Below are 10,416 nucleotides of genomic sequence, written 5' to 3' on the forward strand. Positions count from 1 at the left end.
GTGAGCTCGCTCGCACCGGCACCCCTGACGCTTCCGCTCCAGCCCGGTCCCGCCCGCTTCTTCGTCCTCCTCGCCGTCTTCATCTGCGCGAGCTGCGGGATGGTCTACGAGCTCGCGCTCGTCGCCCTCGGGTCCTACCTGCTCGGCGACACGATCGTCCAGGCCTCGATCGTCCTCGCCGTCATGGTCTTCGCGATGGGCGTCGGCTCGCTCGCGACGAAGCGGCTCACCCGCTTCGCGGCACTCGCCTTCGCCCTCATCGAGGCGGCGCTGGGCATCATCGGCGGTCTCTCCGTCATCCTCCTCTACTTGGCGTTCGCCTTCGCCGACGTCTACACGGTCGCGATGGTCGGCCTCGCCTTCGTCATCGGCGCCCTCATCGGCGCGGAGATCCCGCTGCTCATGGAGCTCGTCCAGCGCATCCGCGCCCAGCGCGCCTCGAGCGCGGTCGCCGACCTCTTTGCGGCCGACTACGTCGGCGGGCTCATCGGCGGACTCGCCTTCCCGTTCGTCCTCCTCCCGCTCTTCGGTCTCCCCCGCGGGGCCCTGGCCGTGGGCATCACGAACACCGTCGTCGGCATCCTCATCGTCCTCTGGCTCTTCCGCGCCGAACTCACCGCCCGGATGCGGGTGCTCCTCGCCGCCCTCCTCGTCCTCATCGTCGCAGGGCTGACCGTCGTGTGGGTCTTCACCGACGACATCGAGGTGACCACCCGCCAGCGCCTCTACCGCGACCCCATCGTCCTCTCCGAGCGCACCGACTATCAGGAGATCGTCCTCACCGAATCCCTCCGCACGGGCGATACGCGCCTCTACCTCAACGGGGACCTCCAGTTCGCCTCGGCCGACGAGTACCGCTACCACGAGTCCCTCGTCCATCCCCTGCTCAACGGGAGCCGGAGGAACGTCCTCGTCCTCGGCGGCGGGGACGGGCTCGCGGTGCGCGAGATCCTCAAGTACCCCGACGTCGAGTCGGTCACCCTCGTCGACCTCGATCCCCGGATCCTCGACCTCGCCCGGAACTCCGAGCGGTTCACCGCGTTCAACGAGGACTCACTCGACGATCCGCGGGTGACGACGATCGCCGCTGATGCCTTCACGTGGCTGCGGGAGGCCGAGCACCCGGCCTACGATGCGATCATCGCCGACCTGCCCGACCCCGACGACGTCGCCACCTCGAAGCTCTACAGCATCGAGTTCTACGGGCTCATCCGCCAGGTCATGGCTCCCGGCGCCCGCCTCGTCGTCCAGGCCGGCTCCCCGTACTTCGCCCCCGAGGCGTACTGGGGCATCGGTGAGGCCGTCGCCGAGGCGGGGCTGACGACGACGCCGTACCACGTCGACGTCCCGAGCTTCGGCGACTGGGGCTACTTCCTCGCCGCCGTTCCCGGGGATCCTGCGATCACCCGGACCGAGTCCGGAGGCCCGGTCGTCACGCTGGCGCCGGACGCGCCCGAGGGGCTGAGGTTCGCCACCGCCGAGGTGCTCGCCGCCTCGACGACGTTCCCACCCGATCGCGACCGCGCCTCCGTCGGTCGGGTCGAACCCTCGACCCTCCTCCACCCGCGCGTGCTCGATCAGGAGCGCGGAGCGTGGGTGGGGTACTGAGCCGAGACGTGCTGGGTGCGGTCAGGCGAGGGCGGCGACCATCGCGCCGATGACGCTGATCGAGAGACCGAGGAAGCCGCCGACGACGGCGATGCCGAGGAAGACGAGACCGAGGATGAAGCCCCACTTGCCCATCTCGTTGTCGGCGAAGCCGGCCTCCTTCGAGTTCCTCCGGGCCATGTAACCGGTGACGATGCCGATGGCCGGACCGACGAAGTTGAAGCCGATGAACGTCGAGAGGGTGGCGATGAGGGAGATGATGCCGAGCACCTTGCCCGGATCCTCGGTCGCCCGCTGCAGCGGGTAGGGCTGCTGCGGATCGGACTCGTACGGCGGGTAGGGCTGACGGTGGGACTGCGGAGCGTAGGGCTGCTGGTCCATGACGGTGCCTCTCTGCGGGTTCGTGCTGGTGACTTCAGCCTAGGAACCGGCAGAGCCGCGGGGAATGGACATAACCGCCCGCCTCGGTGGGGAAAACCCGACCTCACGGTCGCTCGGGGTCGGACTCAGCGGACGTCGACGAGGGCGTGGTCGCTCCGGCCCATGAGCCAGAGCAGGATCTCGACGGGCTCTCCTGTCACCGTCGTCGTCTCCCCGCGGCCGGCGGCGCGCCGACCGAAGCCCGGGCTGACGATCTCGATGCGGCCCTTGGACTTCGCCGCGTACGGCAGGAGGGCCATGCGGGCCTGCGCCCACACGGTCTCGTTGTCCTTCTGCGAGAGCCGCCTGGGGAACCATTCGATCTCGGCGCGGCGGATGTCCTCGTGGTGGACGAGGTATTCGACGGTGTTGAGCACCGAGCCCACGCCCGGCCACGCACCCGGGGTCCACCCCGGCGGGGAGGCGACGAGGCCGAGGAGTTCGACGTAGGGCATCCGGGCGTAGTCGCGTGCGGTGTCCTCGAGTCGTCCGGAGAAGGCGGGCAGCGCGATGCCGAGGGCTGCGACGGGTTCGCGTTCGCGGATGACGAGGTGGGTCGCGAGGTCACGGGTCGTCCACCCTTCGCAGAGGGTGGGGGCGTCCTCGCCGGCGGCGCGGGCGGCGGCGACGAGGCGCAGTCGTTCTGTGCGAGCAAGACTGGTCATAGGGGCAGTCTCTCAGTCTCGGCTTGGATTCCTCTGGACGCCCACGCGGTGACGAAGTCGGTGACCCGGGACGTCGACCGATAGTCGGCGAGTTCATCGCCCCTGGTGGGACCGTCGGTGACGATGACGACGGGCTTGTCCTCCTTCGCCGCCGCTCGGACGAACCGCAGCCCCGAGAGGACGGCAAGCGAGGTTCCGAGGACGACGAGCCCCGATGCGGTGTCGCAGATCTCCGCTGCGACCTCGACCCGGGCGGCGGGCACGGCGTCGCCGAAGTAGACGACGTCGGGTTTGAGCAGTCCCCCGCAGATCGGACAGTTCAGCACGCGGAAGTGCGCGGTCTCCTCGAGGTCGACGTCGCCGTCGGGGGCGGTCTCGACGTCGATCGGGTCGATGCCGGCGAGCGCGGCGAAGTCGGGGTTGAGCGCGGTGAGCTGCTCCTGGACCCAGTCGCGGTCGAAGAGATGGCCGCTCTTCAGGCACACCACCCGGTCGAGGCTGCCGTGAAGGTCGATGACGGGGCTCGAACTGCCGACCTCCTCGGCGGCGGCCTGGTGGAGGCCGTCGACGTTCTGCGTGATGATGCCGCCTACGCCGAGTCGAGCGAGCGCGAGATGTCCGGCGTTCGGCTCGGCCCAGCGCAACCGCGGCCACCCCACCCACGACCTGGCCCAGTAGCGGGCCCGCTGGTCGGGGTGGGAGAGGAAGTTCTGGATCGTCATCGGCCGCCGCGGATCGGCGTCGGGGCCCCGGTAGCCGGGGATGCCTGAGTCCGTGCTCATCCCCGCACCCGTGAGCACCGCCCAGTCGGAGGGTGAGTGCCCGGTGGTGAGCACGTCGATGATCTGCTCATCGGTGTGGCTCGCGATCGGCTTCGTGCGTCCGCGCAGCGGATCGACGATGACGGCCATGGTCTCCTCTGACTCCTCGCTCATGTCCTCCCCCATTCCAGTCAGGCTAGGCTGACCGCTATGGCCAGCGTACTGCTCGTTCATCACTCACCGTCACCGGCGACGGCCAGGATCGCCGAGGCGGCCGAGGCCGGACTCCGCCTGCCCGAACTCGGCGACATCGACGTCGTCGTCCGCCCCGCGCTCGAGGCGAGCGTCGACGACGTCCTCGCCGCCGATGCCTTCGTGCTCGGGACGACCGCGAACTTCGGCTACATCTCCGGAGCCCTCAAGCACTTCTTCGACACGACGTACGACGCCGTGCGCAAACCGACGGCGGGCCGTCCGTTCTCGTACTGGATCCACGGCGGCTACGACACGACCGGGGCGGAGCGGGCGATGAGTCAGATCACGACGGGCCTCGGGTGGAGCCTCGTCTTCGACCCGCTCGTCCTCACCGGCGAGGTCACCGACAACGACCTCGAGACGGCGACGGAACTGGCCGCGACGGTGGCCGCATCGGCACTGTAGAGATTCCTTCGCGAAACTACTTTCCATTACGGAAAGTAGTTGCTACGATGAAATCACTTCCACACGGGAAGCAGGAGTCATCACCGCACCGAAGGAGTCGCCATGACCACGCCCACCCCGCAGCAGGCCACCGACCTTCTCGCCCAGATCGATTCGACGCAGAGGCAGGCGCGCAGCTCCGATGCCTGGCCGCTCGTCATCTTCCTCATCGTCATCAGCGCCGCGACCTCGATCGGACTCTTCGCGATCGGCGTCATTGCCGATGAGACGCTGCAGCTGGCCGTCCTCGCCGCGTGCGCGGCCTGGATGATCCCGGCCTTCGTCGTCTACTTCACCTCGGCGCTGAGCTGGAGCAGGCGCTCGACGATGCTCCTCTTCACATGGCTGCCCGTCGTCGCGATCGCGTTCATCGTCGGCGTCGTCGCCGACACGCTCGCCCAGGGATCGCGGGTGACCTTCGCCGCCGCCGGCCTCATCTGGCTCGCCGCCCCCGTCTTCGCCCTCCTCGGGCTGCGCCGCTGAGGCGCCCGGAGATGAAGGAGCACACGATGAACCCGTACACCGAACCCGATGCCGGAACCAGCGATCCGGAGGAGACGATCCCCCACCTCGGCGAGTCTCTGGCTCGGATCGACCCCGACCTCGGCAACCCGACCCGGCTCGGACTCGTCGCGAGCCTGAAGAACCGGGAGCGCGCGGAGTTCAAGCTGCTGCGCGATTCCCTCGGAGTCTCCGACTCCGTCCTCTCCCGGCACATCACCGCCCTCGAGAAGGCGGGACTCGTCTCCGTCGCCAAGGGCTACGTCGGCAAACGACCCCGCACGTGGGTCTCGATCACGGAGGACGGGGCGCGCCGCCTCGACGGACACGTCGAAGCCCTGCGGGAGCTCGCAGGAGGATAACGACTCAGGCGCTGCGCTTCAGGCGTCCTTCGCGGAACGGCTCGGCCATCGACGGCCGGGCCGTTCGCGCATTCACGCCTCGGCGCGACGACGGACGATCTCGGTGATCCAGATGGGGGCGAAGGGCGAGGTGCAGTTCGGCGGGGTCGGGTAGTCCCTGAGGACTCCGAGGCGTTCGCCGATCTCAAGGGCACGGTCGCGGAGGTCCGGGTTCTCGATCCCGATGGAGGCCAGGGTCGCATTCATCGCCCACTGGAGGCGTTCGGGGGTGTCCCTCATCTCCGCCTCGATGACGTCGAGGAGCCGGGGCAGGTCGAGGCCCTCGGGCTTCCGGTTCACCCGCTCCGAGGTGAGCGCCCACCCCGCCGAGGCAACGGTGGGATCGGGATCGTCCATCCACCGCTCGCGCAGGGTCTCGGCGTGCGGGGACTTCTTGACGATGTAGTTGACGAGCCAGTCCTGGACCTTGGGAGTCCGGGACTCGCGCAGCATCGCATCGAGCTGCTCGGCATCGTAGGATTTCGGCCGCATGATGAGCAGCGCGACGAGCCGGGCCGCTGAATCCCCGGTGGCCCAGAGCTCATCGGCGAGGTCGTCGTTCTTCTTCAGCTCCTTCGCGATGCTCCGCAGCTTGGTGAGGTTGACGCCGTGATCGTCGCCGTGGCGCTCATTGATCTCCCGGGCCTTGGGGTCCTCGAGTGCGTCGAGCGAAGCTCGCACGCTCTCGACCGTCGCCTCGACCATGGTGCGCTCCTTCGTCGGCTGTGCGGCTGGTGTTCATGATGATAGTTCAGCCGCGAGCCCGGCCTGTGCGCCGTCAGCCTCCCCCACGGGAACGGCGCGGGCACGCGATGCCGATGACGGTGGGCACGAGCCCCCTCGCCCATGGAGTCACTGCCGGACTCAGCCGGCACTGCCCTCCCACCCGTCACTGCCGGGCGCGGGCCCGAGGAACGGCCGGAGTTCGAGCCACTCGTTGATCGGCCTCCCCTGGTAGCCGGGGGCGGCGGAGAGTTCGGCGGCGAGCTCGAGCGCCCGGTCGTAGCTGCCGACGTCGATGACCATCCACCCGGCAATGAGGTCCTTCGTCTCGGGGAACGGCCCGTCGGTGACCGGGGGTCTGCCCGGGCCGTCGGCGCGGACGAAGACACCCTCGGGCGAGAGCGCCTGGGAGTCGACGAACTCACCGGTCTCCCGCAGCCGGTCGGCGAAGTCGTTCATGTACTGGACGTGGGCGTCGATCTCCTCGGGCGTCCATTTGTCCATCGGCACGAAGTCGATGTAGTCGGGGTGACCGCGGTAGTGCTTGAGCATGAGGTACTTGGCCATGGTTCTCTCCTTGTTCGGCGTCGTCGGGCACTGAAGTGTGCGGGCTGACATCACTGGGTCGGAGCTGAGATCGGCTTCTCGACATCGGCGGCGAGATTCCTCTTCAGAATAATCCGCGCCGCGGGGTTGCGGGGCGGGTGACGCTGTGGTGCGGGTGACGCTGTGGTGCGTGCGCGCCGGCCGCGCCGTCCCCGCCGACCCTGTGCCGCGAGCGCGCGGAACAGATTCGGGTGCGGCGTCGTTGTCACCAGTGCCGGCCGGTGACCGCCACCGGCCAAGACGGAGAAGCGAGGAGTGCCCCATGACCACACGCGTCCAATTCGATCGCAACGGCGACATCGACGAACTCCGCACCGCCGAGGTCGAGGTCCCCGAGACCGGCCCGGGTCAGGTGAGGGTCCAGGTGCTCTACGCCGGACTCAATCCCGTCGACCTCACGATCCTCTCCGGCGGCTTCGGGCCCACGAAGGGCACCCGCGGGGTGGGAATGGACTTCTCCGGTATCGTCACCGAGGTCGGCGACGGCGTCGAGGACTTCTCCCCCGGCCAGCTCGTCTTCGGCGGCTATCCCAACCATTCACAGGCCGAGACCATCGTCATCACCGACCCCGAGAACCGCCTCGACCCGATCCCCCAGTGCCTGGGCGCCGACGTCGCCGGCGGACTCTATATCGCCGGCCGCACCGCCATCGCCGGCATCCGTGCGATCGCCCCGACCGCCGGGGAGACGGTCTTCGTCTCCGGCGCCTCGGGCGGAGTGGGCATCATCGCAGCCCAGCTCGCGCTCGGCCTCGGCGCCCGCGTCATCGGCACCGCGGGCCCGGACAACGTCGAACTCCTCCGGGCGCTCGGCATCGACGCGATCGACTACCGCGACGGACTCGAGGACCGACTGGCAGAGGCCGCCTCGAACGGCATCCAGGCCGCGTACTCGACGCGCGGTGAGGACGAGATCGAGATGCTGCTGCGCCTCGGCGTGCCGGCCGATCGGATCAACTCGATCGCCGCGGGACCCGAGGTCGCCGAGAGGTTCGGCGTCCACACCTCCGGTGAGGCCGCAGCAGGGCGCGGGGATCTCGCGTGGCTGGGCAAGGCCATCGCCTACGGTCACGTCTATGTGCCCATCGGCGGCGTCTTCGATCTCGCCGAGGTCCAGGCCGCCTACCGCTTCCTCCGTGAGGGCCACCCGGCCGGGAAGGTCCTGCTCAAGACGGAGCCGAAGCCGTTCACCGACTCCCAGCGGGAGTTCCTCGTCGGCTGAGCCGCGCGCCTCAGCACACGATCGGGGCCCGTCCCTGCCGCACCCTCGTGCGGTCGGGGCGGGTCCCGAGCCGTCTGCGCGCGTACACGATGAGAGCTGAGGCGATCGCCACCGGCCAGAGGAAGAACGGGATGTAGCAGGTGAGCAGGAATGCCCGCTCACCGACGGTCATCCCGACATCCGGGGTCCAGCCGGGCACCGTCCCCATCCACGCGAGGACGAACTTGGCGAGCACCGACCCGATGAGGCCGAGCAGGACCGCGCACCTGATCCCGCCGACGATGATCGGGACCAGTGGTGGGATCGTCCGCCCGCCGAGGCGGGGCACCCATCCGGGGACCACCTCTCCCCAGCGTCGGATGAGTCCGAAGCCGAGGACCGCGACGAGGACGACGCTCGGGCCACTAGGCCCGTTCGGCTGCACCGTATCCGCACCCGAGGTGCTGCCCGACTACGCGATCGACCGCACCGAGTTGATAGTGGGACGCCGGTCAGGAGTACGACTCAACTCTCCGTAACGCGAAGGGGCTACGCTAAAACGGCGTAGCGCGCGGCCTCCGCCGTGGCGTGAGCCCATTACGAGAACACTCCAACACTTTGATCATTAGTCGGCGGGTAGTCTTTCAACAATTCGTTTGCCTGGTTGCCTAGTCGCACGATCTGAGCAGCGGACGCGCACACCGATTGAGCTTCGGACGCGTGTGCCATCGTAATCTGCCACGACTCCCGAGCTTTAAACCAATTGGGCAAAACGCGATAGCCGCTGACTCTGAACTCCCACGCCTCACTGCTGACCCCGTGGAGCACCCGGCCGCCGGAGAAATGTATGGCACCGTTTCGCCAGTTCGCTTTTCCGAGGTTCCCAATCGGGTCACCTGTCCACCGCAGTTCCGAAGAGGGCGCGCCTAGTTCCCACGCCTGCCGCAGCTCCCGTCCAAGCTCAACCCCTTTTTCGAACACGGCGACGTCGTCGGTGAGGGGGACGCGCAAATCATCGACATCCAGAGCCAGCCAATTCCGACTGGTGTACTCAGACCCTGAAAGTATGGCCAGAACGTAGGAGTAGGCATCTTCAAACTGCTGTGGTCGGCCAAGCCTCTCCAGCCAGTTGACCACTTCAAGCGAGAACCCTGTCCGCCGGTTTCCGACGAGCATCCGCGGATCAAGATCGTTCGCTGACTCTGGCAATACCTCCGCGGGGTACCAAAGACACCAGACTGCGCGTCCTCCTCGATTATTGAATGCGTGCTGATCGGGAAGCTCGAGAGTATGGGTGACGGCAGGTCCAGCGCCCTGTCCGCGCGGATTGGTGATGAGCGTAGGAACCTCGCCTAATCGCTCATATATTTGTTGCAGATCATCCCTAAACCGGCTCTTCGCGGATGAGGGTGTAGCCGTCGGTTGACGAGCCGGCGGCGTGGCGGTCGCGGAGACGAGGTCGAGGCCTTCCGATGATGGAAGTTCTCACGCTGTCCATCAGGAAGACCTCGACGATGTTCCACGGTACCTTCGCCGCCCCTGACCTGTCTGCGTTCTGCCTCCTCGATGAGCACGGCCTCACCGTCACGGGCCAGCAGATCGATCCTGACAAGGCGGTACTCGAATGCCGCGTCACTGACCGCGACCCGTTCTGTCGCGGTTGCGGCGCCGAAGGCATCGCCCGCGGGACACAGGCCCGCCGGCTGGCGCATGTCCCGCTGGGTTGGCGGCCGACGACGCTCCTCGTCCGCGTCCGCCGCTTCGCATGCTCCGACTGTGGGACGATCTGGCGCGAGGACACCACGGCGGCGGCCGAGCCGCGGGGGAAACTCACTCGCGCCGCGATCCGGTGGGCCCTGGAAGCTGTCGTCTGCCAGCACCTGCCCGTCGCGCGGGTCGCGGAGTCCCTCGACGTGTCCTGGCATGCCGCCAACGACGCCGTGCTCGTCGAGGGCCGGCGCGTCCTGATCGACAACCCCCGCAGGTTCGACGGGGTGACCACGATCGGCGTCGACGAACACGTCTGGCGCCACACGCGCCTCGGCGACAAATACGTGACCGTGATCATCGACCTCACCCCGGCCCGCGAGAAGACCGGCCCCGCCCGGCTGCTCGACATGGTCCCAGGCCGCTCGAAGCACGCCTTCAAGACCTGGCTCGCCGGACGCCCCAAGGCCTGGCGCGATGGCATCGATGTCGTCGCGATGGACGGCTTCACCGGCTACAAGACCGCCGCCGGCGAAGAGATCCCCGACGCGACGGCCGTGATGGATCCCTTCCATGTCGTTCAGCTGTTCGGCGATGCGCTCGACAAGACCAGGCAGCGCGTCCAGCAGGAGACTCTCGGGCATCGCGGCCGGACCGGCGACCCGCTCTACGGCTGCCGCCGTCTGCTCAGGACGGGGCTCGGACTGTTGAAGCAGCACCAACTCGCGACGCTCGAGGCAGTGTTCGACCAGCATCCCGATCATGTCGCCGTCGAGGTCACCTGGGACGTCTACCAGCGCGCGGTCGCCGCCTACCGACACAAGGATCCCGCCCGCGGGAGGAAGATCTTCGAACGCGTGATCGCGGAACTCTCCGCAGGCGTCCCCAAGGATCTGCCCGAGCTGATCACCCTCGGCCGGACGATCAAGCGCCGCGCGGCCGACATCCTCGCGTTCTTCGACCGCCCCGGCACGTCCAACGGGCCATCGGAGGCCATCAACGGCCGCCTCGAGCACCTCCGCGGGTCTGCCCTGGGCTTCAGGAACCTGACCCACTACATCGCGAGAAGCTTGCTCGAGACCGGCGGATTCAGGCCACTACTACACCCTCAAACACGATGAGCC

General features: G+C 68.1%; 13 protein-coding genes. 6 read left to right on the forward strand and 7 right to left on the reverse strand.

Features of this window, described 5'->3' with window-relative positions:
- Entirely contained in the window at positions 1-1,608 is a 1,608-nt protein-coding gene (locus EZE58_RS11745) for a polyamine aminopropyltransferase (protein WP_101624110.1), read from the forward strand.
- A gap of 21 nt (positions 1,609-1,629) precedes the next feature.
- Here EZE58_RS11745 and EZE58_RS11750 read toward each other — a convergent pair whose 3' ends face one another.
- The 3 genes from EZE58_RS11750 to EZE58_RS11760 form a co-directional block, all read right to left on the reverse strand.
- On the reverse strand, positions 1,630-1,989 hold the full coding sequence (locus tag EZE58_RS11750) for a DUF4190 domain-containing protein (protein ID WP_063250790.1): 360 nt from the start codon (positions 1,987-1,989) through the stop codon (positions 1,630-1,632).
- Between the two features lie 125 nt (positions 1,990-2,114).
- Entirely contained in the window at positions 2,115-2,693 is a 579-nt protein-coding gene (locus tag EZE58_RS11755) for a TIGR03085 family metal-binding protein (protein WP_063250788.1), read from the reverse strand.
- Positions 2,690-3,628, reverse strand: a complete 939-nt coding sequence (locus tag EZE58_RS11760) for a Sir2 family NAD-dependent protein deacetylase (protein ID WP_119297074.1) — start codon at positions 3,626-3,628, stop codon at positions 2,690-2,692. Before EZE58_RS11760 ends, EZE58_RS11755 begins: the two co-directional genes overlap by 4 nt.
- A gap of 36 nt (positions 3,629-3,664) precedes the next feature.
- Here EZE58_RS11760 and EZE58_RS11765 point away from each other — a divergent pair, with 36 nt between their 5' ends.
- The 3 genes from EZE58_RS11765 (at position 3,665) to EZE58_RS11775 (ending at position 5,016) form a co-directional block, all read left to right on the forward strand.
- Positions 3,665-4,114 carry an NAD(P)H-dependent oxidoreductase gene (locus tag EZE58_RS11765; protein WP_144588112.1) on the forward strand — a complete coding sequence of 150 codons (450 nt, stop codon included), beginning with the start codon at positions 3,665-3,667 and terminating at the stop codon, positions 4,112-4,114.
- A 102-nt stretch (positions 4,115-4,216) separates the two neighbouring features.
- Positions 4,217-4,636 carry a hypothetical protein gene (locus EZE58_RS11770; protein ID WP_144588114.1) on the forward strand — a complete coding sequence of 140 codons (420 nt, stop codon included), beginning with the start codon at positions 4,217-4,219 and terminating at the stop codon, positions 4,634-4,636.
- A 26-nt stretch (positions 4,637-4,662) separates the two neighbouring features.
- Positions 4,663-5,016 carry a transcriptional regulator gene (locus tag EZE58_RS11775; protein ID WP_144588116.1) on the forward strand — a complete coding sequence of 118 codons (354 nt, stop codon included), beginning with the start codon at positions 4,663-4,665 and terminating at the stop codon, positions 5,014-5,016.
- 72 nt (positions 5,017-5,088) lie between these two features.
- On the opposite strand, the gene EZE58_RS11780 is transcribed toward EZE58_RS11775, so the two are convergent.
- Positions 5,089-5,760, reverse strand: a complete 672-nt coding sequence (locus EZE58_RS11780) for a DNA alkylation repair protein (RefSeq protein ID WP_144588118.1) — start codon at positions 5,758-5,760, stop codon at positions 5,089-5,091.
- Between the two features lie 159 nt (positions 5,761-5,919).
- The gene (locus EZE58_RS11785) at positions 5,920-6,345 is read right to left on the reverse strand and encodes a YciI family protein (protein WP_144588120.1); all 426 of its coding nucleotides are present in this window, start codon (positions 6,343-6,345) and stop codon (positions 5,920-5,922) included.
- A gap of 301 nt (positions 6,346-6,646) precedes the next feature.
- On the opposite strand from EZE58_RS11785, the gene EZE58_RS11790 reads away from it, so the two are divergent.
- Entirely contained in the window at positions 6,647-7,606 is a 960-nt protein-coding gene (locus tag EZE58_RS11790; protein WP_144588122.1) for an NADP-dependent oxidoreductase, read from the forward strand.
- 10 nt (positions 7,607-7,616) lie between these two features.
- On the opposite strand, the gene EZE58_RS11795 is transcribed toward EZE58_RS11790, so the two are convergent.
- Positions 7,617-8,030 (reverse strand): hypothetical protein, encoded by a 414-nt coding sequence (locus EZE58_RS11795; protein WP_167560602.1) that lies wholly within the window; start codon positions 8,028-8,030, stop codon positions 7,617-7,619.
- A 152-nt stretch (positions 8,031-8,182) separates the two neighbouring features.
- Positions 8,183-8,962, reverse strand: coding sequence for a type ISP restriction/modification enzyme (locus EZE58_RS11800; RefSeq protein ID WP_167560616.1), 780 nt, complete (start codon positions 8,960-8,962; stop codon positions 8,183-8,185).
- A gap of 137 nt (positions 8,963-9,099) precedes the next feature.
- Here EZE58_RS11800 and EZE58_RS11805 point away from each other — a divergent pair, with 137 nt between their 5' ends.
- Positions 9,100-10,413 carry an ISL3 family transposase gene (locus tag EZE58_RS11805; RefSeq protein ID WP_167560186.1) on the forward strand — a complete coding sequence of 438 codons (1,314 nt, stop codon included), beginning with the start codon at positions 9,100-9,102 and terminating at the stop codon, positions 10,411-10,413.
- The last annotated feature ends 3 nt before the right edge of the window (positions 10,414-10,416 follow it).

This window comes from Brevibacterium sp. LS14 (genome assembly GCF_012027885.1).
GTDB classification, from domain to species: domain Bacteria; phylum Actinomycetota; class Actinomycetes; order Actinomycetales; family Brevibacteriaceae; genus Brevibacterium; species Brevibacterium casei.